This is a genomic window from Methyloversatilis sp. XJ19-49 (assembly GCF_024580145.1).
Classification (GTDB): Bacteria; Pseudomonadota; Gammaproteobacteria; order Burkholderiales; family Rhodocyclaceae; genus Methyloversatilis.
In genome coordinates this window covers 1-25119 of record NZ_JANINI010000006.1, presented here as the reverse complement: position 1 = coordinate 25119, position 25119 = coordinate 1, and the positions used below count along the sequence as shown (strand labels likewise).

Sequence of the window (25119 nt, the reverse complement as noted above, 5' to 3'; positions counted from 1 at the left end):
TCCACATCACGGCAACATCACGCGTGCTGACTACCCTGCGGTCACCTTGTCGTTCGCAAGGCATTCAATCAGGGAGTCCAACAATGAAGTTCCGCAAACTCGCCATAGCCGCCGCAATTGGCCTGATGGGCACAACCGCCCAGCAGGCGTTTGCCGCTGACAACACCTATTTCGACAATTTCACGCCGGGCGCTGCCACCACGACCGTCCTGCCGGTGGGCTCGCCCGCCGAACTGACCGGACCTTTCGTCCTGTCGTCGCCGAACTTCAGCCAGACCCTGATTGCCAACCGTGCCAACCAGCTCGCGCTGGGCCAGAGCAACAGCGGCAACTGGGACATGATCGACACCAACCGCACCGGCCCGGACGCCGGCCGCTACCTGTTCATGCCGTTCGAAACCGGCACGGGCGGCGTACAGCGCGTCGATCTGTGGGACACCAACTTCGACACGCGCACTGTCACCATCGTCGAATCGGGCACCCAGGGCTTCGTGGCAGGTGACGCATCGCGTTGGACGCCGTGGGGCACCTACCTGACGGCCGAAGAATCGTGGAGCGAGCCCAACCAGGTTGCCAGCTCCAAGGGTCGCCTGTTCGAAATCACCAACGCCACTACCGCCGGCACCAACGGCGCGATCTTCGAACACCGCAAGATCGGCCCGGCCGACATCCGCGTGTCGCACGAAGGCCTGGCGTTCGACAGCAACAACAATTTCTACTTCATCGACGAGCGCAACGACAGCCACATCTTCAAGTTCACGTCGGCCAACCCGAACGCCACGAACGGTGTCGATTTCTTCGGTGCCGGTCAGACCTCGGTGCTGCGCGTCGGCGACGGCATGACGCAGGAAGCCACCGGCGCCTACACGTGGGTCGCGCTGACCAACGCCACCGGCGCTGCGCTGGCAAACACCATCGTGAAGACGGACGGCAGCGGCCTGCCGATTCTCGACGGTCGCGCCACACCGAACGTGGTCGATTTCGTCGGCACCAACTTCGATCGCCCGGAAGATCTGGAAATCCAGACCCTGGCCGATGGCAGCCAGCGCCTGTATGTCGCCACCACGACCAACAGCAAGGTGTTCTCGCTCGACCTCGCGAACGATTCCATCAGCCTGTTCGCCAGCCGCGACACCTTCGACGCCGCCACCGGCGCCGCCGTGGGTAGCGCCTTCACCAGCCCGGACAATCTGGCCATCGATGCGAACGGCAACATCTACATCATCGAAGATCAGGGCTCCGGTCGCGCCAACATCTGGATGGGTACCGACGCCGACCGTGACGGCATCGCCGAGAACCTCGCCGTGTGGGCCACGCTGGGCACCACGGGCGCCGAGCCGACCGGTCTTTACTTCGACCTGTTCGACCCGAACGTCGCCTACGTGAACGTTCAGCACCCGTCGAGCGGCAACGATGCACTGTTCCGCATCGCCGCCGTGCCGGAACCGGAAACCTACGTCATGTTCCTGGCAGGCCTCGGCCTGATGGGTCTGATGGCGCGTCGCCGCGCCGGCTGATCCTTCGCCAGCACCGCAGCAACGGGAGGGGGCTTCGGCCCCCTCTTTTTTCGTCCGTCATCTGCACACCGTGCGCGCGCGGCCGCGCGCATCATCATCCCGACATGCCTTCTGCAAGCGCTGCGATCTTGTCGCGCAGCACGCGCGGCAGCAGCGGTTTGGTCAGGAAATCGTTCATGCCGGCTTCGATGCAGGCCGTGCGGTCCTCTTCCAGCGCGTTTGCCGTCATCGCGAAAATGGGGACTGGCGGGCGCCGGAGTTCGCGCTCCATTTCACGAATGAGCCGCGTCGCCTCGACGCCGCCCATCACCGGCATCTGCATGTCCATCAGCACCAGGTCGAATCCACCATCGACCATCATCTCCAGCGCCTGCATGCCGTTTTCCGCCAGCGTGACCCGGTGACCGCTGCGCGTCAGCACCGCTTCCGCCACTTTCTGATTCACCGGATGATCCTCCACCAGCAGGATGCTGAGTGCAGGAACCGGCTGTTCCGACCCGGGGGCAGTCGCTTCGACCCGCATCGCGTTGCCACGCACGAGCGGAAGATCGAAGCAGAACACGCTGCCCTCTCCGGGTGTGCTGCTGAGGGCGATGTGACCGCTCATCAGCGAGGCGAGGCGGCTGGAAATCGACAGCCCCAGACCGGTGCCGCCGTAACTTCGCGTGGTCGAACTGTCCTGCTGTGCAAACGCTTCGAATACGTGACCCTGCTTGTCCGGTGCAATACCGATGCCGGTATCGATCACCGAAATGGACAGCCGCTCCTGCGCAGCGGATTCGACGCGCACGCCAGCCCGGATCGTGACGCCGCCCCGGGAGGTGAACTTGATGGCGTTGCTGACCAGATTGATCAGCACCTGACGCACGCGTACCGGGTCGCCGCAGATCAGCCGAGGCAGACCGGGATCGCACTCGAGCTTGAGCAGCAGGGATTTCTGACCTGCCTGCGCGGCCATCATGCGCACCACTTCACCCAGCAGGTCGCCGAGGTCGTACGGTACGGATTCGATCTCGACCTTCCCCGCTTCGATCTTGGAAAAATCCAGTATGTCGTTGATGATGGTCAGCAGCGACTCAGCGGAACTGCGCGCCACCGCGACGTACTCGCGCAAATCCGTCTCGCTTGCCGCGTCCTGCGCAAGGTCGAGCATGCCGAGCACGCCATTCATCGGTGTACGGATTTCATGGCTCATGTTGGCCAGAAATTCACTCTTGGCGCGGCTGGCCGCCTCGGCGGCGTCGCGCGCCCGGCGCAGGGCATCATTCGTTTCCCGCCGGGTGGTGACGTCGAGTGCCACCCCTGCGATCTGGTGCGCGGTCGCACGTCCGAGCACGCGTACGACCCTCACACTGCCGTCTGGCTGTTGCACGCCCAGGTCTTCATCAAGCGGTTTCCTTCCCGCCAGTGCCGTGTCCAGCCCGCTTCGCAGGCGCCCCACATCGATCGGCAGCAGGCGATCGAGCCAGGCGTCGAGCCGCTGCCCGAAAACCGTCGGCTCGACACCGTGCATGGCGCACATGAGTGCGTCCCAATCAAGCGCACCGGTCGCTGGCGTCCAGCTCCATACGCCCAGCGAGGCCGCTGACGTGGCCATTTCGAGCCGCTGCTTCTCGCGCTCGAGCGCCTCGTCGCTGAGGCATGCGCGGCAGGCATTGGCCAGCTTGCGGGCCAGGGCAAGAAAGCTGTCGAGGAAGCTGCTTTCCAGCACCGTGCCGCTGCGCTCGATTACCAGCAAGCCGAACTCGGGCAGATCGACCAGGTGGTGGACGACGCCATCCAGTGCCACATTCATCCACCCCTGAGCGGCCACATCGGCCGGCGAGGGCCAGCAGGCCCGCAGCGGCGGAAAGCGCACGCTGCGCTCAAGCGTACGCGGCAGCATGCAGACCGGTTCGAGCACATCGCCGCTGCGCATATACACGGCAGCACCACTGGCGTTGAGCAGACGCAGCGTCTCCGACAGCACGCGTCGCGTCATCGGCTCAAGCTGCGTGCTGTCGCCGATCGAAAGCGAAATGCGAAACAGGATTTCGGTCTCGAGAGCGAGCTTCATGTCGTTGCGCGCATCAGCCCTCGATCAGGGCCATGACGGACGTCTTGTTGTAGAACTCGAGAAACTCGCGTCCGCTGTTCGCGATCTCGCCCAGCGTCAGAGCGCCGAACAGCGGCTCGCCGCGATCCACCGCGTCCAGTTCGCGCCCGAAGTCTTCGCCGAGGTAGAGCACGCGCGAAATGCAGTCGATGAACATGCGCGTCGCGCACGCCGGCGGCTCACCGTCAAAGGCAGCGGCCGCCTTGCGCACGGTCTGGGCGGCGGCGGCGAGCAGGTTTTCCGGCGCACCACGCAGCACATGTACGAAGGCGCCTTCGGGCACCTCGCCGACACACACCAGCGCACCCTTCTCGCCCACCATCAGCGGGTCGCGGACGACCACCTCGCTGTCCAGCCGGCGTATGCCGAAGGGGAAGCCCTTCGCAATGTCGAAGAACCCGCCGGCATCGAGCGTTGCGCCCGCCAGCGGCTCGACATGTTCCCGATAGACGTCGAAGGCCGGACGACCATTCAGCGTGAGGATGGTGTTGCGGTCGGAGGCGGTCACCTTGAGTGCGTCGGACACCACCTGCCAGCCGTGCGCCACACCGATGCCGCTGCGCAGATCGGTGCCGGCCAGCACGACCGCGTCCTGCAGCAGCCCGCGCGGCGTGATCAGGCAAGGTTTCTGTACAAGGCTCAGCGAGCCGGCACCGCCACCGATGTAGTTGGGCAGCAGGCCGAAGTTTTCGAACAAGGCGGTGATGGTGGCGCCGATCCGCCTGCTGAAACCGTCGACGAACACGAACAGTGTGCTCCCGGGCGAGTCCAGTCCGGCGAGCGAGGCATCGATGTCGGTGGCCGCGTCACTCAGGTTCTCGATGATGCAAAGGCGCGGCGCGACTGGAAGACCCACCACCAGTGTGCCGCGTTCCAGGTGCTCGCGACCGTGGATGATCTGCGGAAAGAGGCCACCGAACACGGGGCGCGCGGCCGCGTGCAGCAACGGATCGAGCTGTTCCGACGTAAAGCCGTTGCCGTCGCAGGCCAGCACCAGCAGGCCTCCCACGCCCGGGCGGGCCGCCATATCGTCCAGCAGTGTAGCCAGCGCAGCAACGCTGCCACTGCGATCAAGTGCAATATCCATGTCTGCTCCACAGAATGGGGCGCTCGCACAGGAAGCGCCCCCACCTCTCCTTAACGGATAGGCCCTTCAGGCCTTGAGCAGATCCTCGCGCCCTGCCAGCCAGCGCGCCTGATGGCGCTCGGCCGCCGGCACGTCGTCGCGCAGCAGCGTGGCCGCCGCTTCGCGCGCCAGTTCGACCAGCGCCTCGTCAAGCAGCAGGTCGGCGAAGCGCAGCAGCGGCTGGCCGGACTGGCGGCTGCCGATGAATTCGCCCGGGCCGCGCAGCTTGAGGTCTTCGGCAGCGATCATGAAGCCGTCGGTGTAGGCATGGATGACGCGCAGCCGCTCGCGCGCGGTCTGCGACAGCGGGCCTTCGTACAGCAGCACGCAGGCCGACTCGCGACTGCCGCGCCCGACCCGGCCGCGCAGCTGGTGCAACTGCGACAGGCCGAAGCGTTCGGCGTGCTCGATCACCATCAGGCTGGCGTTGGGCACGTCGACGCCGACTTCGATCACCGTCGTCGCCACCAGCAGGTCGATGTCGCCGGCGACGAAGGCGGCCATCACCGCCGCCTTCTCGTCCGGCTTCATGCGGCCATGCACCAGGCCCACCTTCAGATCGGCGCAGGCGGCAACCAGTTGTTCATGGGTGTCGATCGCCGTCTGCAGTTGCAGCGTTTCCGACTCTTCGATCAGCGGGCACACCCAGTAGGCCTGGGCGCCGACCGCGCAGGCGTCGCGCACGCGGGCGATCACCTGTTCGCGCCGCGCGGCCGATATGAGTTTGGTCAGCACCGGTGTGCGGCCCGGCGGCAACTCGTCGATGACCGACACGTCGAGATCGGCGTAGTAGCTCATGGCGAGTGTGCGCGGGATGGGCGTGGCGCTCATCATCAACTGGTGCGGGCTGATGCCACCGGCCTTGGCGCGCAGCGCAAGCCGCTGGCGCACGCCGAAGCGGTGCTGTTCGTCGACCACCGCCGCACCGAGGCGGGCGAAATCGACGGCGTCCTCGATCAGCGCATGCGTACCGACCGCCACCGGCGCCTCGCCGCTGGCGATCAGCGCCTTCATCGCGCGCTTGTCGCGCACCTTCAGGCTGCCCGACAGCCACGCGACCCGGATGCCCAGCGGTTCCAGCCAGCCGGCCAGCTTGCGGTAGTGCTGTTCGGCAAGGATTTCGGTCGGCGCCATGAAGGCCGCCTGATAGCCGGCTTCGACCGCGCGCAGGCAGGCCAGCGCGGCGACCACCGTCTTGCCCGAGCCGACGTCGCCCTGCAGCAGCCGCTGCATCGGAAAGGGCTGCGCCAGATCGCTGGAAATTTCCTTCCAGGCCCGGGCCTGCGCGCCGGTCAGGCGGAACGGCAGCGCGGCGAGGAAGCGCTTGATGAGCGCCCCCCTGCCGGCCAGTGAAGGCGCGTCGCGGCTGCGCCGTGCATCGTGCGCGCGCTTCAGGCTGATCTGCTGTGCCAGCAGTTCGTCGAACTTGATGCGCCGCCAGGCGGGGGCGAGCCGTTCGTCCATGTCGCGCAGCGATTCGCCCGGTCGCGGCCGGTGCAGCGCGTCCACCGCCTCGGCGAACGGCATCAATCCGTAGTGCCGGCGCAGGGCGTCGGGCAGGCTGTCGTCGAGGCTGACGCGCGCCAGCGCCTCGTCGATGGCGCGGCGCAGGCTGGCCTGCGACAGGCCGGCCGTGGTCGGATAGACCGGCGTCAGGCGGTCGGGCAGCGGGGTGTCCTCACCCACGCTGCGCACGCGGGGGTGCAGCATTTCGGCACCGAAGAAACCGGGCGTGATGTCGCCGAACAGGCGCACCCTGCGCCCGACGGCGAGCTGCTTCTGCTGCGACGGATAGAAATTGAAGAAGCGCAGCGTGACCGTTCCGCTGTCATCGAAAGCGCTGACGATGAGCTGGCGGCGCGGCTTGAACTTCACCTCGCTGGCGCTCACCTCGACTTCGACCTGCACCGGCGCGCCGGCACGCGCCTGCGCCAGCGGCGTCAGGCGGGTTTCGTCCTCGTAGCGCAGCGGAAAGTGCAGTACCAGCGCCGCGTCCGCGCCGAGACCGAGCTTGTCCAGCGCTCCGGCGAGCGCTTCGCTCCGGGTGCTCACCGCACGACCGGCAACAACCCGGGCGAATTCAGTCGATCACCAGCACGCCGTCGATCTCGACCATGGCACCGCGCGGCAGCGCCGACACGCCGACCGCGGCGCGCGCCGGATAGGGCTGCTTCAGGTAGCGCGCCATGGCTTCGTTCACCTTGACGAAATTGCCGAGGTCGGTGAGGTAGACATTGAGCTTGACCGCGTCGTCGAGCGATCCGCCGGCAGCTTCGGCGACCGCCTTCAGATTGTCGAACACGCGGGCGATCTGGGCGTCGATGCCGTCGACCATGTCCATCTTGACCGGATCGAGACCGATCTGGCCCGACAGATAGACCGTGTTGCCGACCTTCACGGCCTGCGAATAGGTGCCGATGGCGGCGGGTGCGTCAGGGGTGGAAACGATGGTGCGCGACATGCGTATCTCCGGAAGTCTGCAAGGGGAATGCGGCACGGCGACCTGATGGTCGTGCGCCGGGCGATGCCGGATTATCGCGGATTCGCGGGCACACGGCGCAACGCCGCATGCCCGTCATGCAAAACGCTCAGTGCGGATGCCGGTGATCGACCGACTCGCTCATGCGGTCGAGCTGGCTGATGACGTCGATGCTCAGGCTTTCCATGCGGGCGATGCTGCTCAGCGCGGCATCGAAACGCCCGGCCCGGGCATGTTCGAGCGCCTCGATGCCGACGCGGTGGAAGGCCTCGTGCGGCCCTTCGAGTTCGCGGAACCCGTCCAGGTGGCTGTGGCAACGACGACCTTCGCCCTCGTAGTACCACTTGCCCAGCCGGCACTGCACATGACTGGCGAAACTGTCGGGCGTGAGACCCGACTCGCCGGACGCCGCCTGATAGACATCCATCTTGTAGGCCAGATGATCGACCTTTGCCAGTTCGGCAAAGGTCCGCAGCGAGGTCGCCGCCATCTGCGCACCGTTGGCGCCGGCCTGGCTGCTGAGCGCATCCAGCTGCGAACACGCGGCCAGCCCCTGGGCCGAATAGGCGTCGGCATCGGCTGAATTCGCCTGCATGCGTTCGGTTGCCTGCGCGGTGTCGTGCTGTATGCCATCGACCAGACCGACGATTTCGGAGGTCGCGGCACCGGTGCGTTCGGCCAGCTTGCGCACTTCGTCGGCCACGACGGCGAAGCCGCGGCCCTGTTCGCCGGCGCGCGCAGCTTCGATGGCGGCGTTCAGCGCCAGCAGATTGGTCTGGTCGGCGATTTCGCGGATCAGCCCGATGATGCCGCCGATCCGCTCGGCGCGCTCGCGCAGCGTATCGACGCTGAGAGCGGTGTCCTTCAGCCGCGCCGAATAGCCCTCCAGGCCAGCTGCGATGACACGGCTGCCTTCGGCCGTCTGCGATATGCGGGTTGCCGTGTCGGCCGCGCGCTCGGCTTCGCCTGTGACGATTCCGGCCAGCGAGGCCAGGGTGGTCCGGAAACGCTGGAACGAGCCGGCGTAAGCCGTCAGATTCGACAACAGTCCGGCGTTGAAGCCGCACTGGGCGCGGATGTCTTCGTTGGTTCGCTGCAATTCGGCCCGTTCGCCTTCGAGGCGCTCGATTTCCGCCCGCAATGCGCCGACCTCCTGGCGCAAACGCTTTCCCTCATCCGCCAGAGCGTCCAGCTCCGTCCTTTTCACCCAGCCCAGAAGCGCCATCGCAGCCTCGCATGTTTTTATTGATCGGGATCGGTTTTACGTCCGGATCGAACACGAGCTTTAGAGTCTGTCGGGATTCAGGGCGAGGCAGTGTTCAAGGGCGGCCGGTCGCGGCACGCACCGGCGCCGGAGCGCCACTGTCCATGCCCAGTGCGCGCAGCCTTGCGCGCGCCTGGTCGGCTTCTGCGCGCGTCTTGAACGGGCCGACATGCACGCGCGCCTCGATCTGCGATGGAATGCCCTTGAGCGCCAGTTTCGCACGCACGTCTTCCGCGTTGGCCACGCTGCTGAACACACCGACCTGCACCCGGTAACCGGTGATTTCGCCCTGGCCGGCTGCCGCGGGTGGTGGCGTGCGGGTGATCGGCTGGGCGGCCGGCGCTCGCGCTGGCAGCCGCTGCGTCGCCGCCGGCGCGCGGGGTTCGCCATCCCCGATCACCAGGCGACCGGGCGTGGCCGGTGCGGCGGCGGGAGCGGGTTCCGCTTCGGCGGTCCCGGCGGGCGCTTCAGGACGCGCCGTGCCTTCGGGCAGCGGTGGCGGGGTATCGGGCAGATTGACGGTCCTTGCCTCCGCCGCAGTCACGTCGGACGCACCCGGATCGCCCGTGCCTTCGTCGGCCGGGGGCAACGGCGGCAACGCGGTTTCTTCGGCCGGCGGTTCGGCTTCGGCTACGGCCGGCTCGGATTGCACGTCTGACATCGATGGCGGCAAGGGCTCGGCCGGCTTGCGACTCACATCGAACAGCGCCAGACCACCGATCAGCAGCGCGATCAGACCGCCTGCCACCACCACCCGGCGCAGCAGCGCACTGCGCTGTTCCGCCGCCTGCTCCTCGGCGTCGCTTCTCACGCCCAGACGCGCCCGCGCCACTGCCGCACTCATGTTTCCTCTCCCCCGCCCATGCCGCGGCTCTTGGCCAGCGTGCGCACCAGTTCAGCTTCTCCGACCGACATTTCGCATTGGTCGGCGATGTCTTCCGCACTCAACCCGCGTGCCGCGAGCGACAACGCCTCGCTGTATTGCGGCGCGACAGGCGGCAGTTGATTGACCGTTTCCACCCGGCGACCCAGTTCGTCGATGCGCAACTCGGCCTGATCGAGCCGGATTTCCATCTGCTGCATCAGCGGCGCCAGCCGGCGGTCCAGCAGGGTGTCGAGCAGAGCTTCGATCTCGTCAGAACCGAGGGCAGGCGCAACCGGCACGATGGTCGGCGGATCGGGGTCGGCAACCGGTTCCGGCTCGGGTTGAATGCGACGGGCGTTCAGCGTGGACAGGCGCATCAGTGCGTAACCCATGTATGTCGCGAGAATGACCAGCGCAACGAGCGCCGCTTCCTTCCAGCCGATAGCCGATACATCGATCAAGAGCACGCTCCGTTGAGGCGCCGTTCCGTGCAGTGGGGCGCCGTGGTCTTCCTGTCGCCATGAGGCGCATTGGCCCGGATAATAAGTCTTTTTGCCCGGATAGGCGCCCATGCTGGCTTCGCTGATGTTCGCCCTGAAGAAGCTGCTGTCTACCTTGCTGCTGCCGCCGGTCAGTCCGCTGCTCGCCAGCATCCTCGGGCTGCTGCTGCGCCGGCACCATCCGCGCACTGGCATGGTGCTGGCGTGGAGTGGTCTGATTGCGTTGTGGCTGCTCGCCACGCCGGTGGTATCGGGCTGGCTCGAGCGTTCGACCTATGCCACCGACGCTGTGGCCGACCTGTCGGACGCCCAGGCCATCGTCATTCTCGGCGCCGGCAGCACCGACAACCTGGTGGATTACGACGGACAGACGGTTAATGGCTTCGCCCTTGAACGTCTTCGCGCTGGCGCCCGGCTGGCCCGGAAGACCGGTCTGCCGGTGCTGGTCAGCGGTGGTGTGGTGTGGCAGGGCCAACCGGAGGCAGACCTGATGGCGGCTGTCCTGCAGGAACAGGATGTTCCGGTGCGCTGGATTGAGTCGGCATCGCGCGATACCGGCGACAACGCCGTACTGTCCGCTGCCACACTCGGCAACGAAGGCGTCACCCGCGTGGCGCTGGTGACGCACGCCTTCCACATGCGGCGCGCGATGGAACACTTCCGCCGCGCCGGACTGACGCCACTCGCCGCCCCCACCCTGATCCGCCGCACAGGCGGCGTGTCGCCGGGCGATCTGGTGCCGAGCATGCGCGCGCTGTCGCAATCAGGGGTCGCGCTGCACGAATGGCTGGGCTGGATCGCGATGAACCTGCGCGTGGCGTGAGCCGGCGCAGCCGCCGCGCTCAGAGCTTGGTGCCGCCGCTGACGTCGATCACCTGACCGGTTGTCCAGATGCCATCAGGACCGGCGAGGAAGCCGACGATGCCGGCCACGCGATCCGGACCTGCGATGCCCGACAGCGCCTGGATGGACTGCACGGCATCGGCGCCACCGCCTTCGAGCAGCCCGGTGGTGAGGCGAGTTTCGATGACGCCCGGTGCCACGGCATTCACGGTGATGCCGCGCGGACCCAGTTCGGCCGCGAGGTGCAGCGTCAGCACATCAACAAAGCCCTTGGTGGCCGAATAGGCGGGCATGCCGGGAAATGCCGTGCGCGCCACCACGGACGACAGGTTGATGATGCGGCCGCCGCTGCCCATGCGCGTCAATATCTTCTGCGTGACGAAGAACACGGACCGCATGTTGACCGCCGACAGTTCGTCGAAGCTGTCGACATCCATGTCGCTGATCGATGCGAAGGGCGCGATGCCGGCGTTATTCACCAGCACATCGACCTGCTGTTCAGCCAGGCCGGCGAGCAGTTGGTCGGCGCCGTCGCGCGCCGCCAGATCCGCCTGCACGACTGATGCACTGCCGCCCGCCTGCCGTATGCCTTCGCACACCGCCCGCGCCTCGTCCGCACCGCGGCCGTAGTGGACGACCACGTGAAAGCCGTCGCGTGCGAGCCGGCCGGCGACTGCCGCCCCGATACCGCGGGATGCGCCGGTGACCAGTGCAACCTTGCGTGTTCCTGCTGAAGACATCTGAATTCCTCCCTGTTCTTGTAGTGGGTGCTTCCTGCTGTACTTACATCTCTTGCATCTGGGTGATCAGTCCGACCTGCGGCGACGACGCCACGGCGCGGTACGGCACTGCGTCCATCCGCCCGGCCAGAAACGCCTGGCGACCGGCCGCGACGGCGTGGCGCATGGCGCTGGCCATCAGCACCGGATCACGCGCATGCGCGATCGCGGTATTCATCAGCACGCCGTCACAACCGAGCTCCATCGCCACGGCCGCGTCCGACGCGGTGCCGATGCCGGCATCGACGATGACCGGCACGCCGGCCTCGGCAATGATGATTTTCAGGTTCCACGGATTCAGGATTCCCATGCCCGAGCCGATCAGGCTGGCCAGCGGCATCACCGCCACGCAGCCCATGCTTTCGAGCACGCGCGCCTGTATCGGGTCATCCGAGCAATAGACCATCACGCGAAAACCGTCGCGGATCAGCACTTCGGCCGCGCGCAGCGTTTCCGGCATATCGGGAAACAGCGTCTTCGAGTCGCCCAGCACTTCGAGCTTCACCAGATCGTGGCCGTCGAGCAGTTCGCGCGCGAGCCGCAGCGTGCGCACCGCGTCATCGGCGGTGTAGCAGCCGGCGGAATTGGGCAGCAGCGTATAGCGACCGACCGGCAGCGCATCGAGTAGCCCGGGCGCGCCGTCGCGCGCCGTCAGCGGCACACGACGGATCGCCACGGTGACGATTTCGGCCGCGCTGGCGTCCAGCGCGCGTGCGGTTTCGGCGAGGTCGCGATACTTGCCGGTGCCCACCAGCAGACGCGATTCGAACGTCTGGCCGCCGATGACCAGCGAGTCACTCAGACAGGGGCTCAAGGGTGGATTCACTTCAACCTCCTCCGACTGCGACGACGATTTCCACGCGATCGCCGTGATTGAGCCAGGTGCAGTCAAACGCGCTGCGCGGCACGATTTCGCCGTTGCGCTCGACCGCGATGCGGCGTGTGCGCAAAGCCTTGCCGTCGAGCAGACTGCCCACGGACATCACGGCGTCCAGCCGCTCGATCTGCCCATTGACGGTGACCAGTGAAGGGCGCGGATCAGTCATGATCGGCATGCGCCTGATGCAGCACGTCGGCGCGGTAGGACGAGCGCACCAGCGGCCCCGCGGCCACCTCGCTGAAACCCAGCTCGAGCGCCTTTTCGCGCAGCGCATCGAAGCGTGCCGGCGAGATGTACTCGATCACCGGCAGGTGCGCTGGCGACGGACGCAGGTACTGACCCAGCGTCAGCAGGTCGCAGCCGTGCGCGCGCAGGTCACGCATCACCTCGACCACTTCGTCTTCGGTTTCGCCGAGACCGAGCATCAGGCCGGTCTTGGTAGGCACGCCCGGGAAGCGCGCGCCGAAATCGCGGATCAGCTTCAACGAGCCTTCGTAGCTCGCGCCGGGCCTGACCTCGCGGTACAGGCGCGGCACGGTTTCCATGTTGTGGTTGAACACGTCCGGCGGCGACACCGCCAGCGCGTCGAGTGCGGCCGCCTCGCGGCCACGGAAATCCGGTGTCAGCACCTCGATCGTGATGTTGGGCGACGCCGCGCGGATGTCGGCCATGCACTGCGCAAAGTGCGCAGCGCCGCCGTCGCGCAAGTCGTCGCGGTCGACCGAGGTGATCACGACATAGCGCAGCTTCATCGCCGCCACCGTGTGGGCCAGGCGCTGCGGCTCGTCGGCATCCGGCGCCAGCGGCCGTCCGTGCGACACATCGCAGAACGGGCAGCGGCGCGTGCAGATGGCACCGAGGATCATGAAGGTCGCGGTGCCGCGACCGAAGCATTCGCCGATGTTCGGGCAGGCCGCTTCCTCGCACACCGTATGCAGTGCGTGGTCACGCAGCACGCCCTGCAGCGCGCGCACGGCCGGCGTGTCCTGATCACGGCCGCGCAGCCAGGCAGGTTTCGCCGGCGACGCCACGTCTTCGCGGACCTTGACCGGAATGCGGGCCAGCTTGTCGCGTCCGCGCAGGCCTTCTCCCACGACTGCTGAATTCATTTCTTGTCCTTCGTCGGGTTGCTGCGGCGCATGCCGCAGCGAGGCGGAACACCCGCAACGGATGCTCCGCCCTGTCCATCCCCTGTTCGGGGCGGACGGTCTGACTGCTCAACAGGGGCCCGGGTCGGGCTCCGTTGGTGCTCCGTTCGTATTCAGCTTGTGAACTCGCCGATCAGCTTGTTCACTTCACTGGCCGATTCCATCTGCACCATGTGGCCCTGTGCCGGCAGCACCACCACCCTGGCCGACGGAATGGCCGAAGCGTGCGCGACCGGAATGATCCGGTCGTTCTCGCCCCAGATCACCAGCACCGGCTTGCCGCTTGCTGCCGCGACATCAGCCAGCACAGCCGACTGACGGCCAGCGGGGAACAGTCCGCCGGCCAGCGTCGCCAGTGCCTCGTCCACTCCTTCGAGCCGCTTGTACTTGAGCATGTCGTCGATCAGCTGACGCGTGACCAGACCGGCGTCCGAAAAGAGCTGCGCCAGCAGCGGCTTGAGTGCATTGCGCGTGTTGCCGGCGACGAAGCCGTCGATGTAGGCACCGTTGATGTCGCTGCCCAGAGCGGCACTCGCGATCAGCGTCAGTGACTTGACCTTCTGCGGCGCGCGGCGCGTCAGCGCAAGGCACACGCCGCCGCCCATCGAGTGACCGACGACGTCGGCGGATGTAATGCCGACCGCCTCCATGAACCCGCTCACCGCATCGGCCAGATCGTCGAGCGACGCCGCACCGGTGACCTTGGTCGATGCGCCATGACCCGGCAGATCGATCGCATAGACGGCGCGCGAAGCGGCCAGCGCTTCATGGTTGAACAGCCAGTTGTTCAGATCGCCACCGAAGCCGTGGATCAGCAGCAGCGGCGTGCCGCCGTCACCGCGCTTCAGATAGCGCAACTGCCGGCCATTGACCTGCACCGTCTGCGTCTGCGGTCCGGCATCGGCCTCGTCGTCGGTCGGCGGCACGAATTCCGCCTGGAAGCGGGCGATCAGATCATCGATCAGATCATCCGACACGTCGGCGTCGGCAATCACGCCGAGCAGGGCGCCAACCGGCAGCACCTCGTCCGGCTGGGCGACCTGCCGGCGCAGCACGCCGGTGACGGCCGCCTCGACGGCGCCGGAAATCTTCTCGCTCTCGACTTCGATGATTTCCTCGCCCGGAGCGATCGTGTCACCGACTTCCTTCAGCCACAGGTTGACCTTGCCCTCCTGCATGGACAAGCCCCACTTGGGCATGGTGACGGTCAGAATCGAGGACATCAGCGATACTCCTTGACGCGCATCACGGCTTCTTCGATGCGCGCCGGGCTGGGAATGTAGAGGTCTTCGAGCGACGCTGCGAAGGGCACGGGGACGTGCGGTGCGGTCACCATCTGGATCGGTGCCTTGAGGGCGCCGAACGCTTCCTGCGCGATGAAGCCCGACACGTCGGACGCCATGCTGCAGCGCGGGTGCGATTCATCGACGATGACCAGACGACCGGTGCGCTCGACGCTTTCGAGAATGGTGTCGAAGTCCATCGGCGAGGTCGTGCGCGGATCGATGATTTCGCACTGGACGCCCTTCTTGCGCAGGCTGGCACCCGCATCCTTGGCGTAATTGACCATGCGGCCGAAGGCCACGATGGTCACGTCGTCACCTTCCTGCACCACGGCGGCTTCGCCGAACGGCACGATGTAGCTCTCTTCCGGCACATCGCCTTCCATCGTGTAGAGGGCCTTGTGTTCGAGGAAGATCACTGGGTCGTTGTCGCGGATGGACTGGATCAGCAGGCCCTTCGCGTCATACGGATTCGACGGCAGCACCACCTTCAGCCCGGGGATGTGGGTGAAGATGTTGTAAAGGCACTGCGAGTGCTGCGCAGCGGCGCGGAAACCGGCGCCGTACATGGCGCGGATGACCACCGGCGTCTTCGCCTTGCCACCGAACATGTAGCGGAACTTGGCGGCCTGGTTGAAGATCTGGTCGAAGCACACGCCCATGAAATCGATGAACATCAGCTCGGCCACCGGACGCATGCCGTTGCAGGCTGCGCCGACCGCGGCACCGATGTAACCGGATTCAGAAATCGGCGTGTCGAGCACGCGCCCAGGGTGCTTCGCATACAAGCCCTTGGTGACGCCGAGCACGCCGCCCCACGAGTCTTCCTCGCCCGGTGCGCCGGCGCCGCCGGCCACGTCTTCGCCCATGACGATGACGCTCGGGTCGCGTGCCATTTCCTGATCCAGCGCCTCGTTGATGGCTTGCTGGTAAGTGATCTTTCGTGCCATCTGATATTTCTCCTGTCAGCGTGTGGCGTGGGTTCAGTAAGAGACGTAGACGTCTGCCATCAGGTCTTCGGGCAAGGGCAGCGGATCTGCCTTGGCCTTCACCACCGATGCGTCGATCAGGGTCTTCACCTCGACATCGATGGCTTCGAGCTCGGCCATCGACAGTTCGCCGCGAGACGTCACGCGACGTGCGAACTGCATCAGGCAGTCCTTGGTTTCGCGCAGCTTCTGCACTTCGCCCGGTGCACGGTAGGTCTGCTGGTCGCCTTCGAAGTGGCCGTAGTAGCGCGACAGCTTCACTTCGAGCAGCGTAGGTCCGCCACCTTCGCGGGCACGCTTGACCGCTTCGCCGGCCGCTTCATGCACGGCGAAGAAATCAAAGCCGTCGGTGATCACGCCCGGCATTCCGAAGGCTGAGGCGCGGTCTGCGATGTTTTCGCAGGCGACCGAGAATTTGCTGGCGGTCGCTTCGGCATAGCCGTTGTTCTCGCCGACGAAGATGACCGGCAACTTCCACACGGCTGCCAGATTCATGGCCTCGAAAATCGTGCCCTGGTTGGACGCGCCATCACCGAAGAAGCACACGCCGACGTTGTTGCTGCCGCGCAGCTTGGACGCCAGCGCGGTACCGCAGATCAGCGGGCCGCCACCGCCGACGATGCCATTGGCACCCAGCATGCCGACGTCAAGATCAGCGATGTGCATCGAGCCGCCCTTGCCCTTGCAGGTGCCGGTGCGCTTGCCCCAGATCTCGGCCATCATGCCGACCGGATCGACGCCCTTGGCGATGCAGTGGCCGTGGCCACGGTGGGTACTGGCGATGTAGTCGTCGCGGTTCAGGTGCATGCAGATGCCGGTTGCCGACGCTTCCTCACCGGCATACAGGTGGACGAAGCCGGGGATTTCGCCAGTGGCGAAATCGACGTGCAGACGTTCCTCGAATTCCCGGATCGTGCGCATGGTCCGGTAGGCCTGCAGCAGGCCTTCCCTGGTCAATGAACTGCTCATGGGTGCTCCTCGTTGTGGATGGAATGACAAGCCCGCTGATCTCCGGCAGTTGCGGGCGGTTGGCCGGACGAACCGGGCACGAAGGCGCTGGCGGCAGGCGCCGGCACCTCCGGGGAGAGACGGGACAGGGCGCGCACGCGGCTCATGCCGGGCTCCCTGCGTAGTGGCGCAGCACGCGTCGGCGCGCCGCGTTTTCGAGTACGGCGGCGACATCAATGGTCAGCGGGCCGTGCAGGTCGAGTTCGACGCTGATGCGGTTCGACGGATCGAATTCGATCTCGCGCTCGCCATCGAGCGCGATGGTGCCGCTCTGCGGTGCGAGCACGACCGGCTGCCCGGGCAGCAGACGACCGTACTCGCGGATGCCGACCGCGCTGATCAGTCCCGGGGCAATCGGCACGATCACCTGCTGCGGCGTAAGCGTCGTGTCGGCGCAGCGCACATGCAGGCCATGCGGCGCGCTGCGGGTGACCGGTTCGAGCTGACCGGCGATCGCCGACAGACCGATCGCATCGGCCCCGGCGAAGGCGACGAACAGTTCCTCCAGCAGCGCGCTGTCCCACACGGCGCGCGAACCGACGTAGTTGTGGCGCGTGACGCACAGATCGACCAGGGCGATGTCCGTGCGGTCATCGCAGCGCACGCGCAGCAGCTTGTTGCGCCGCAAGCCGACATCGGCCGGTACGGCGCCGGTGGCGAGCAGGCCGGCCGCCAGTCCGGCGACCGTGGCTTCACGCATTTCGGGAAAGGCGTTGTTGGTACCGGTGGACAGCGCAAGCAGCGGCACCTGGCCACAGCGCGCCGCCACGGCGCGATGCGTGCCGTCGCCGCCGAGCACGATGATCGCGCCCGCACCGGCCTGACACATCAGCTCGGTCGCCCGCAGCGTGTCGTCGGCCGAGCTGGTGACCGGCATGTCGATGAAGCGCGGCTGCACCGTGACCGGGGAACCGGTGGTCACCGACAGCGCCCGGAACAGCGGGCCGCAGATGCCGCCCGAGTCCGGCATGATCATGACATCGCGGACACCGGCCGCTTCCAGCCCGGCGATCGCCCGCACCATCATGCTGGCCTTCTCGGCGTTCGGAAACACCGACGCACGCGAAGTCAGGCGGCGGATGTCCCGACCCGATGCGGGATTCGCGATGATGCCGACGAGGGCAGGACGAGGTGGGGCGGACAGCACGACGATGCGACTCCAGGCGTTGGTTACCTGTGTCATTGCATCGGCCGTGCCAGCGCCATCCCGACAGTGTCACCCGAACCGTCAAGCGGATGATTCTTAAGCGCTCTTCGGGATGTTGTGCGCATCGGCGCAACACGCGGCCGCCCACCTGTCGCATCGGCGCTCGCTGCGACAACGAGCCATTGAGACACCTGTCTCACTTTTCGGAGACATTCGTCGCGTTGATTTCAGGCGGTACAGGGCTTACCCTCAAGTCACAAAAGTGAAACGCCACGGCAGACTTCGTCGCACGCGGTGTTTCGACAGATGTATATATTCGTGAGGAGAAAGACATGGACCGCGGACACTCGATCTCGGAACACGTCGGCCGGGTACTCAAGGCCATCGAAGCACCCAGTCGATCCGCTCCGCTTCATGCGGAACACGACCGGCTGAAGCGCTCGTGGCACCGGTCGTTGAACAAGCACTCGATCGACCCCGGACGGGCGACGACACCGAAGGTCGTCACCGCCTACGAGCTGCGCGAACATCGCGACCGTCTTGAAACCTTCATGCGCATCGCGCGCGAAGGCGTCGAGCGCCTGCATCAGCAGGTGCTGCTGGCCGACTACTGCGTGCTGCTGACCGACGCCCAGGGCGTGACGGTCGATTTCCGCACCGTGCCGCACCTCGAACGCGAACTGAAGGACGAAGGCTTCCGCAACGGCACCTGCTGGGCGGAAGAACACGAGGGCACCTGTGGCGTCGGCACCAGCCTGATCGACTGCCAGCCCACGCTGGTCCATCGCGGCGAACACTTCCGCGCCCACAACATCAGCTTCACCTGCAGTTCGGTGCCCATCGTGGGACTGGAAGACGAACCGATCGCCGTGCTCGATGCGTCGGCCCTGTACTCGCCCGAGCAGCGCGAAAGCCAGTTGCTGATCTACCGCATGGTGATCGACAAGGCGCGCCTGATCGAGGACGCCTACGCCCACTACAGCCTGCGCAACCACTGGATACTGCAACTCGGCCCGATCGCCGAATTCCTGCCGGTGGAGACCGACTACCTGATCGCGTTCGACGACAGCGGACGCATCGTCGGCGGCAACCGGCGTGCGCGCCACGAACTGATCAACCACAACGGGCGTCGCGCCGAGTACCTGCACGACCTGTTCGAATGCACCGCCAACGGCATCATGGCCGCCGCGCACGCCAGCCCGGGCGCACCGTTCCCGCTGCGCATGTTCGCCACCGGACAGCGGCTGTTTGCCGTGCTGCGCGCCCCGCACGCACGCACGCTGCCGCAGATTGCCGCCAAGCCGGTCGCCGAGGCGGAAGACCTGACGGCGCCACGCGGTTTCCGCCACCTGGCGCTGGGCGACCCGCGCGTGAAGTCCAATGTGGGCTGCGCAGTGCGCGTGGCCAACCGCGACATTCCGGTCATGCTGCTGGGCGAGACCGGCACTGGCAAGGAGGCGTTCGCGCGCGGCATCCACGATTTCAGCGACCGGGCCAAACAACCTTTCGTCGCGCTCAACTGCGCCGCGATTCCGGAAAGCCTGATCGAGAGCGAACTGTTCGGCTACCGCGACGGCGCCTTCACCGGCGCGCGCAACAAGGGCTCGAAGGGCAAGATCCTGCAGTCCGACGGCGGCACCCTCTTCCTCGACGAAATCGGCGACATGCCGCTGTCGCTGCAGAGCCGCCTGCTGCGCGTGCTGGCCGAAGGCGAAGTGGTGCCGCTCGGTGCCGAACAGCCCACGCCGGTGCGCCTGCACGTGATCTGCGCCACCCACCAGGACCTGCCGGAGCTGGTGCGCGAAGGGCGCTTCCGCGAAGACCTGTTCTACCGCCTCAACGGCGCCTCGTTCACGTTGCCACCGCTGCGCGAGCGCGAGGACAAGCGCGCGCTGGTCGAACAGGTGATGCTGGAAGAAAGCACCGCGATGGAACGCACCGGGCTTTCGATCGAGGCAGAGACGATGGATGTGCTGCTTGCCTACAGCTGGCCGGGCAACATCCGCCAGTTGCGGCACGCGGTGCGCTACGCCTGCGCCATTGCGGAAGGTCCGCTGGTGCGGCTCGAACACTTCCCGCACGAGCTGCGCGCCGGCAACAAGCCGACGCGCGCCGCCCTGCCGCCACCGCCCCAGCAGCAGCCGGTCGCCGCCACCATTTCGTTCGACGCCTGCGAAGACGACAGCGGCGAGCCGTTGAGTGAAGTGTGTCTGCAGCTGCGCCAGAAAATGCTGGAGGCATTGCGGCGCAATCACTGGAAGGTGACCGAGACGGCACGCCAGCTCGGCATGTCGCGCGCCACCTTCTACCGCAAGATGGCGCGTCTGCGCATCGTGGCGCCCAACTACCTCGACAGCGCAGAGCGGACCGCACAGCAGGGCTGAACCGGTGGCATCCGTCCCGCAGCAGCCTCACGCTGCTGCGGGACGGACACTGCAGCCCTTCCGGTCACGCCTTACTGCGTGCCGAGAAACTTGATGTAGGCCACCAGTTCCCAGATCTGATCGGTCGAGAACGCCGCGCCCCAGGGCGGCATGATGTCCGACGTGCGACGTCCGTGGAAGATCGTGCGGAAAGCCTCTTCATCTGCCAGATCGGTGCGTCCCTTGAAATCGGGGGCGCGCCCGCCGACGCCATCCGAACCATGGCAGTAGCCCGCGCAGGTCTTGTTGAAGCGCTTCTTGCCGAGGGCGATCCGCTCCGGATCGGTCAGATCGAAGGACGGTGCAACAATCGGGTCTTCGGTCGCCATGGCGGGTGACGGCGCGGCCCAGATCATGCCGAGGGCAATCACCAGTGCGGATACGGTCAGCCGGCCTTTGGCATTGCTGCGAGGAGTTTCATGAGTCATTGCTTCAAGTCCTGGTCGAGTTTCCGAATCAGAGTCTCGTGACATTCCATCACGTCCCGATTGAATGTCAGCAGACCCCAGCAACAGTGTGAACGAAAAAAAACAGGCAGCAACATGAGTAACCGCCTGTGAATGAGGAGACATGCCACCCCGGCGCGGAGCCACGCGCCGGGGGTTCCAACGTTGCTACTCCAACGTGAAAGCGATGAGTGCAGCGCCGCCCGGCAGATCCTTGATCTGCGGGAATGCACCTGCGAGGAAGCCCGGAGCATGCGAGCCCAGACCGGTCGGGAACACGATGTACTGCTTGCCCTTCACGGAGTAGCTGACCGGTCCGCCACGCAGGCCGGAGCCCGAATTGAAGGACCACAGTTCCTTGCCGGTGTCAGCGTCGTAACCGAAGATCTTTCCTTCCAGATCGCCGGTGAACACCAGGCCGCCGGCCGTGGTCAGCACCGACGACAGCGGGGGCATGTCGTACTTGATCGACCACTTGACCTTGCCGGTCAGCGGATCACGCGCGTCCAGACGGCCATGCGGCTTGCTGTTCGGCGGCGCCACCAGCTTGATCGACTCGATGCCCAGCGACAGCGCAGACACCGCCTTCAGGTTGTCCGGATCATCCTTGCCGGCGACCACTTCGTTGCAGACTTCCATCGCGTGCGAGTACCACAGGCCGGTGCCCGGGTTGTAGGCGCCGTGATTCCAGCTGCGCGCGCCGAGCAGGTTCGGACAGAAGGTCTTGGTCTTGTCGATTTCCGGGTAGACCGGATCGATCAGCGCACCGGTCTTCGGGTCGATGCCCTTGACCCAGTTCACGTTCTCGGAGAACTGCCACACGTTTTCGAGCGCGCCGTCCTTCTTGTCCATGACGAACACGAAGCCGCCCTTGTTCAGATGGACGATGACATCCTTGCCGTCCTTCTGCACGACCAGGGCTTCATACGCCGAGTCGTAATCCCACGAGTCGTTCGGGACTTCCTGACGGTGCCACTTCAGCTTGCCGGTCTTGCCTTCGATCGCGAGCAGCGAAGCCGTATAGAGGTTGTCGCCCTTGCGGTCGTAGTTGTAGTAGTCCGGCGCAGCGTTCGACGTACCGATGTAGATGGTGTCGGTCTTCGCGTCGTAGGTACCCGGCATCCAGGCGCTGCCGCCACCGACCTTGCCACTGTCGCCCGGCCAGCTCTTCGGATCGTTCTTGATGACGTCGAAAGTCCATGCCGGCTTGCCGGTGTCGGCATTAACCGCGTAGATCTTGCCCGAGATCGGCTGGTCGCCGCCGGTGGTACCACCGAACAGCACGTTGCCGGCCAGTTGCGGAGGCGCCGAGAATAATGCGCCGTACTGCGTCTTCGGGTTGGTCAGCTGGGTCGACCACAGCTCCTTGCCGGTCTTCTGATCGAGCGCGATGAAGCGGCCGTCCAGCGTCCCCAGAAACACCTTGCCGCGGCCCACGGTCACGCCGCGGCTGGCTGCACCGTAGAACACCTGGTCGACGATCTTGTCGAGCTTCGGCGCGTAGTTCCACAGCGTCTTGCCGGTGGCGGCATCGATCGCCCACACATTGTTGTTGGCCGAGATCGAGTACATCACGCCATCGATCACGATCGGCGTCGCCTGCAGGCCGTGCGTGATGTTGCCCGGCTGATGCACCCAGGCGACCTTCAGTTTCTTCACGTTTTCGCGCGTGATCTGGTTCAGCGGGCTGAAGCGCCAGGCATTGCTGGTGCGGTGATACTCGGGCCAGTTGTTCGGGTCTTCAAAGCCGGCCTTGCCCTGCGCCATGGCAGGTACTGCGGTCATGAAGGACAGCGCCGATCCGGCCAGCAGAGCGGCAGACAGGCGGAACATGTTGCGTGAGGCAGTCATCTATCAATCTCCATTCACTTGGGTTCATACACCCGGGTGCAGCCCCGGGTGGTCAAGCAGTCGCTTTGCTTCAGAACATGAAATTCAGGCCGACATTGAGCAGCGTGCTCTTCTCGCCCGCGGTCACGCCTGCAGCGACGATGCTGGTGCGCAGCGTGGCGCCCGCATCGGCATCGGCGTACGCGAACTGCACGTACAGCGTCGTGTCCGGCCGCCACTGGTAGTCATTGCTGATGACGAGGAACTTCGTTTCGTCGGTCTTGTTCCTGTCGTCCTTGTTGATGTAGTACGCCACCGTGGCCGAATTCTTGGCGTGCCACTTCCAGTCCAGGCCCGTGCCGAAGCCGTTGATGTCGGCCAGTTCGGCGCCGGTGCGCGCGTCGTTCTTGGCATTCATCCAGTTGTTCTTCCAGATGAAGTCGCCGAACGGAATCGCGAAGCCGAGCGACGTGTGCTCGATGTTGCTCTTGCCGGTCTGTTCGTCATTCATCGCCTGGTAGGACGCGGACAGCGTGATCGGCCCGTTGTAGGTCGCGCCCACGGCATACGAGCTGTTGTCCTTGGCCGAACCGGGCTGACCGCCGAACGCGTACAGCACGCCGAAATTCACCGGGCCGACAGTATGTCTGTACTGCACGGCATTGCTGAAGAAAATACCCACATCGTTGTTGGTGTTGCGATCGCCGCCCGCGGCATTGGCGGTCGTGAACAACTGACCATAGGCCCACGCATACAGGTTGGAGAACTGCTCCTTGAAGGCACGCGGTTCGGTACCGATGTGGGCCAGCAGTGCCGGGCCGTATTGACGGCCGACCGTCACGCTACCCCAGTCGCCGCGCACACCCAGATTCGCCTGACGCCGGAACAGCGGCGTGTTGTTCGTACCGCCGCGCGGCGCATCACCGGTGCCGTGCAGGAAACCGTCGTTGGTGTCGAAGTGCGATTCGAGATTGAAGAACGCAGTGAGATTCGGCTGCAGTTCGCGTTCGCCCTTGAAGCCGATCACGGTCTGACGCAGACCGCTGGTTTCCATCGAAGTCTTGCTGTCGCCGCTGGCGTTGGCCTTGCTGTTGTACAGCAGACCAACGTCGATGATGCCGAACATCGACAGCTTGGTACCGGCCACTTCACCGATCACGATGTCGGCTTGCGCCGCACCGGGAACCATCATCATTGCCGCAGCGACTGCCGCTGCCAGCGTGCATGCGTTGCGTGCGCCCTGCGCCGACGCGCCAGAGATCTTCTTTTTCATACTCCCCTCCGATTGTTGATGTCGAAACTTCGAGCTTCGACGCGGCGCCGCTTTCGGCGACACCTTCGTCGGAGAACACAAGGGCAGAATCCATGCCAACCTTCACAGCATTGAATTGACAGGGTATTTTTCCCGGCCCTTGAGATTCACCCGGAGAGACATGCGACAGATGTCTTGGCGAAGCTCGAGAAACTGCGACATCTGTATCGACCGCACGAAGGGCGTCGCAGGTGTCTCGCGAGACACCTTGGCGTGCGTCCGATGACCGTTGCGCAGGCGGATGACAACTCACCCGGTGCGCCCGGCAGACGCCGTTCCGGCGCCGGAATCGAATGACGGCTGCGCTGTGTGTCCTCGCGCTGCCGCCGCGTCATGCGCCCGCTTCGTGGACTGGAAATTGCTGAACCGTACGGACGCACACCGTGCGCCTGTGGTGACATCACCGCAGCCGCACCCCACAGGAGCTTTCATGAACGCCAAAGACCCGCTTTCTCCCGACTCCCGCGATAGCCGCGACACCTTCCTCGCCGCGCAGGCGCACGTCGACTCGGCGGCCATCGCGCCGCTGCCCAATTCGCGCAAGGTCTACATCGAAGGGTCGCGCCCGGACATCCGCGTGCCCATGCGCGAGATTTCCCAGTCCGACACCCCCGCCTCCTTCGGCGCCGAGAAGAACCCGCCGGTCTATGTCTATGACTGCTCCGGCCCCTACTCCGACCCTGCCGCCTCCATCGACATCCGCTCCGGCAAGCCCGGCGAGCGCTCGGGCTGGATTGCCCAGCGCGGCGACACCGAACAGCTCTCCGGCCTCTCGTCCGCCTTCGGCACCGAACGCGCAATGGATGCGGCCACCGCCCATCTGCGCTTTCCCGGCCTGCACCGCGCACCGCGCCGTGCCATCGCCGGTGCCAATGTTTCGCAGATGCACTACGCCCGGCGTGGAATCATCACGCCCGAGATGGAATACATCGCCATCCGCGAGAACCTGCAGCGGCGTGAATACATCGAGTCACTGAAGGCCTCCGGCCCGACCGGCGCCAAGATGGCCGCCCTGCTCGGTCGCCAGCACCCGGGTCAGAGCTTCGGCGCGTCCATCCCCGCCGAAATCACCCCCGAGTTCGTGCGCGATGAGGTCGCCCGCGGGCGCGCCATCATCCCGGCCAACATCAATCACCCGGAGAGCGAGCCGATGATCATCGGCCGCAACTTCCTCGTGAAGATCAA

The 25119-nt window shown here is 65.7% G+C and carries 22 protein-coding genes and 1 pseudogene; 4 read left to right on the top strand and 19 right to left on the bottom strand.

Annotation, left to right across the window (positions count from 1 at the left end):
* Positions 1 to 83 precede the first annotated feature (83 nt).
* The gene (locus tag NMQ16_RS08555; protein WP_257080152.1) at positions 84 to 1517 is read left to right on the top strand and encodes an alkaline phosphatase PhoX; all 1434 of its coding nucleotides are present in this window, start codon (positions 84 to 86) and stop codon (positions 1515 to 1517) included.
* Between the two features lie 94 nt (positions 1518 to 1611).
* Here the strand turns inward: NMQ16_RS08555 and NMQ16_RS08550 are convergent, their stop codons facing one another.
* The 8 genes and pseudogenes from NMQ16_RS08550 to NMQ16_RS08515 form a co-directional block, all read right to left on the bottom strand.
* Complete coding sequence (locus NMQ16_RS08550; RefSeq protein ID WP_257080151.1) at positions 1612 to 3573, bottom strand: ATP-binding protein; 1962 nt, start codon at positions 3571 to 3573, stop codon at positions 1612 to 1614.
* A 13-nt stretch (positions 3574 to 3586) separates the two neighbouring features.
* A complete protein-coding gene (locus tag NMQ16_RS08545; protein ID WP_257080150.1) occupies positions 3587 to 4699 on the bottom strand; it encodes an FIST signal transduction protein in 1113 nt (370 codons plus the stop codon).
* Positions 4700 to 4765: 66 nt separating this feature from the next.
* Entirely contained in the window at positions 4766 to 6790 is a 2025-nt protein-coding gene (gene recG, locus NMQ16_RS08540) for an ATP-dependent DNA helicase RecG (RefSeq protein ID WP_257080149.1), read from the bottom strand.
* A 28-nt stretch (positions 6791 to 6818) separates the two neighbouring features.
* Entirely contained in the window at positions 6819 to 7199 is a 381-nt protein-coding gene (locus NMQ16_RS08535; protein WP_069038424.1) for a RidA family protein, read from the bottom strand.
* Between the two features lie 127 nt (positions 7200 to 7326).
* On the bottom strand, positions 7327 to 7707 hold the full coding sequence (locus NMQ16_RS19360; RefSeq protein WP_257080352.1) for a CZB domain-containing protein: 381 nt from the start codon (positions 7705 to 7707) through the stop codon (positions 7327 to 7329).
* A 99-nt stretch (positions 7708 to 7806) separates the two neighbouring features.
* Positions 7807 to 8049: pseudogene (locus NMQ16_RS19355) on the bottom strand (methyl-accepting chemotaxis protein); the annotation flags it as partial.
* Positions 8050 to 8536: 487 nt separating this feature from the next.
* Positions 8537 to 9325, bottom strand: coding sequence for an SPOR domain-containing protein (locus NMQ16_RS08520; RefSeq protein ID WP_257080148.1), 789 nt, complete (start codon positions 9323 to 9325; stop codon positions 8537 to 8539).
* Positions 9322 to 9807: a DUF2802 domain-containing protein gene (locus tag NMQ16_RS08515; RefSeq protein WP_257080147.1), complete on the bottom strand. Its 486-nt coding sequence runs from the start codon at positions 9805 to 9807 to the stop codon at positions 9322 to 9324. Before NMQ16_RS08515 ends, NMQ16_RS08520 begins: the two co-directional genes overlap by 4 nt.
* A gap of 109 nt (positions 9808 to 9916) precedes the next feature.
* Here NMQ16_RS08515 and NMQ16_RS08510 point away from each other — a divergent pair, with 109 nt between their 5' ends.
* On the top strand, positions 9917 to 10669 hold the full coding sequence (locus NMQ16_RS08510) for a YdcF family protein (RefSeq protein ID WP_257080146.1): 753 nt from the start codon (positions 9917 to 9919) through the stop codon (positions 10667 to 10669).
* A 19-nt stretch (positions 10670 to 10688) separates the two neighbouring features.
* On the opposite strand, the gene NMQ16_RS08505 is transcribed toward NMQ16_RS08510, so the two are convergent.
* The 8 genes from NMQ16_RS08505 to NMQ16_RS08470 form a co-directional block, all read right to left on the bottom strand.
* A complete protein-coding gene (locus NMQ16_RS08505) occupies positions 10689 to 11429 on the bottom strand; it encodes an SDR family NAD(P)-dependent oxidoreductase (RefSeq protein ID WP_257080145.1) in 741 nt (246 codons plus the stop codon).
* Between the two features lie 43 nt (positions 11430 to 11472).
* Entirely contained in the window at positions 11473 to 12294 is an 822-nt protein-coding gene (locus NMQ16_RS08500; RefSeq protein ID WP_373457159.1) for a thiazole synthase, read from the bottom strand.
* Between the two features lies 1 nt (position 12295).
* On the bottom strand, positions 12296 to 12514 hold the full coding sequence (gene thiS / locus NMQ16_RS08495; protein ID WP_069038430.1) for a sulfur carrier protein ThiS: 219 nt from the start codon (positions 12512 to 12514) through the stop codon (positions 12296 to 12298).
* Complete coding sequence (gene lipA / locus NMQ16_RS08490) at positions 12507 to 13457, bottom strand: lipoyl synthase (RefSeq protein WP_257080144.1); 951 nt, start codon at positions 13455 to 13457, stop codon at positions 12507 to 12509. Before lipA ends, thiS begins: the two co-directional genes overlap by 8 nt.
* Before the next feature lie 152 nt (positions 13458 to 13609).
* Complete coding sequence (locus NMQ16_RS08485; RefSeq protein WP_257080143.1) at positions 13610 to 14719, bottom strand: acetoin dehydrogenase dihydrolipoyllysine-residue acetyltransferase subunit; 1110 nt, start codon at positions 14717 to 14719, stop codon at positions 13610 to 13612.
* Positions 14719 to 15729, bottom strand: a complete 1011-nt coding sequence (locus NMQ16_RS08480) for an alpha-ketoacid dehydrogenase subunit beta (RefSeq protein ID WP_257080142.1) — start codon at positions 15727 to 15729, stop codon at positions 14719 to 14721. The genes NMQ16_RS08485 and NMQ16_RS08480 overlap by 1 nt, the downstream gene beginning before the upstream one ends.
* Positions 15730 to 15762: 33 nt before the next feature.
* On the bottom strand, positions 15763 to 16737 hold the full coding sequence (locus tag NMQ16_RS08475) for a thiamine pyrophosphate-dependent dehydrogenase E1 component subunit alpha (RefSeq protein ID WP_305634076.1): 975 nt from the start codon (positions 16735 to 16737) through the stop codon (positions 15763 to 15765).
* 142 nt (positions 16738 to 16879) lie between these two features.
* Positions 16880 to 17959, bottom strand: coding sequence for an ATP-NAD kinase family protein (locus tag NMQ16_RS08470; protein WP_257080141.1), 1080 nt, complete (start codon positions 17957 to 17959; stop codon positions 16880 to 16882).
* A gap of 296 nt (positions 17960 to 18255) precedes the next feature.
* On the opposite strand from NMQ16_RS08470, the gene NMQ16_RS08465 reads away from it, so the two are divergent.
* Entirely contained in the window at positions 18256 to 20307 is a 2052-nt protein-coding gene (locus NMQ16_RS08465; protein WP_257080140.1) for a sigma-54-dependent Fis family transcriptional regulator, read from the top strand.
* A 71-nt stretch (positions 20308 to 20378) separates the two neighbouring features.
* On the opposite strand, the gene NMQ16_RS08460 is transcribed toward NMQ16_RS08465, so the two are convergent.
* From NMQ16_RS08460 to NMQ16_RS08450, 3 genes are all read right to left on the bottom strand, one after another.
* Positions 20379 to 20774: a cytochrome c gene (locus NMQ16_RS08460; protein WP_257080139.1), complete on the bottom strand. Its 396-nt coding sequence runs from the start codon at positions 20772 to 20774 to the stop codon at positions 20379 to 20381.
* Between the two features lie 186 nt (positions 20775 to 20960).
* Positions 20961 to 22643: a PQQ-binding-like beta-propeller repeat protein gene (locus tag NMQ16_RS08455; RefSeq protein WP_257080138.1), complete on the bottom strand. Its 1683-nt coding sequence runs from the start codon at positions 22641 to 22643 to the stop codon at positions 20961 to 20963.
* Between the two features lie 70 nt (positions 22644 to 22713).
* Positions 22714 to 23895, bottom strand: a complete 1182-nt coding sequence (locus tag NMQ16_RS08450; protein WP_257080137.1) for a porin — start codon at positions 23893 to 23895, stop codon at positions 22714 to 22716.
* 469 nt (positions 23896 to 24364) lie between these two features.
* Here NMQ16_RS08450 and NMQ16_RS08445 point away from each other — a divergent pair.
* A partial coding sequence (locus tag NMQ16_RS08445; protein ID WP_257080136.1) for a phosphomethylpyrimidine synthase ThiC occupies positions 24365 to 25119 on the top strand: 755 nt, incomplete at its 3' end.

Excerpts from the sequence above, each read along its gene's own strand:
- NMQ16_RS08545 (WP_257080150.1), bottom strand. The coding sequence starts at position 4,699 with ATGGATATTGCACTTGATCGCAGTGGCAGCGTTGCTGCGCTGGCTACA.
- NMQ16_RS08450 (WP_257080137.1), bottom strand. The coding sequence starts at position 23,895 with ATGAAAAAGAAGATCTCTGGCGCGTCGGCGCAGGGCGCACGCAACGCA.
- NMQ16_RS08550 (WP_257080151.1), bottom strand. The coding sequence starts at position 3,573 with ATGAAGCTCGCTCTCGAGACCGAAATCCTGTTTCGCATTTCGCTTTCG.
- NMQ16_RS19360 (WP_257080352.1), bottom strand. The coding sequence starts at position 7,707 with ATGGCGGCGACCTCGCTGCGGACCTTTGCCGAACTGGCAAAGGTCGAT.
- NMQ16_RS08505 (WP_257080145.1), bottom strand. The coding sequence starts at position 11,429 with ATGTCTTCAGCAGGAACACGCAAGGTTGCACTGGTCACCGGCGCATCC.
- NMQ16_RS08535 (WP_069038424.1), bottom strand. The coding sequence starts at position 7,199 with ATGTCGCGCACCATCGTTTCCACCCCTGACGCACCCGCCGCCATCGGC.
- NMQ16_RS08555 (WP_257080152.1), top strand. The coding sequence starts at position 84 with ATGAAGTTCCGCAAACTCGCCATAGCCGCCGCAATTGGCCTGATGGGC.
- NMQ16_RS08485 (WP_257080143.1), bottom strand. The coding sequence starts at position 14,719 with ATGTCCTCGATTCTGACCGTCACCATGCCCAAGTGGGGCTTGTCCATG.
- NMQ16_RS08465 (WP_257080140.1), top strand. The coding sequence starts at position 18,256 with ATGGACCGCGGACACTCGATCTCGGAACACGTCGGCCGGGTACTCAAG.
- NMQ16_RS08460 (WP_257080139.1), bottom strand. The coding sequence starts at position 20,774 with ATGACTCATGAAACTCCTCGCAGCAATGCCAAAGGCCGGCTGACCGTA.
- NMQ16_RS08470 (WP_257080141.1), bottom strand. The coding sequence starts at position 17,959 with ATGACACAGGTAACCAACGCCTGGAGTCGCATCGTCGTGCTGTCCGCC.
- NMQ16_RS08520 (WP_257080148.1), bottom strand. The coding sequence starts at position 9,325 with ATGAGTGCGGCAGTGGCGCGGGCGCGTCTGGGCGTGAGAAGCGACGCC.
- thiS (WP_069038430.1), bottom strand. The coding sequence starts at position 12,514 with ATGACTGATCCGCGCCCTTCACTGGTCACCGTCAATGGGCAGATCGAG.
- NMQ16_RS08455 (WP_257080138.1), bottom strand. The coding sequence starts at position 22,643 with ATGACTGCCTCACGCAACATGTTCCGCCTGTCTGCCGCTCTGCTGGCC.
- NMQ16_RS08480 (WP_257080142.1), bottom strand. The coding sequence starts at position 15,729 with ATGGCACGAAAGATCACTTACCAGCAAGCCATCAACGAGGCGCTGGAT.
- lipA (WP_257080144.1), bottom strand. The coding sequence starts at position 13,457 with ATGAATTCAGCAGTCGTGGGAGAAGGCCTGCGCGGACGCGACAAGCTG.
- NMQ16_RS08510 (WP_257080146.1), top strand. The coding sequence starts at position 9,917 with ATGCTGGCTTCGCTGATGTTCGCCCTGAAGAAGCTGCTGTCTACCTTG.
- NMQ16_RS08475 (WP_305634076.1), bottom strand. The coding sequence starts at position 16,737 with ATGAGCAGTTCATTGACCAGGGAAGGCCTGCTGCAGGCCTACCGGACC.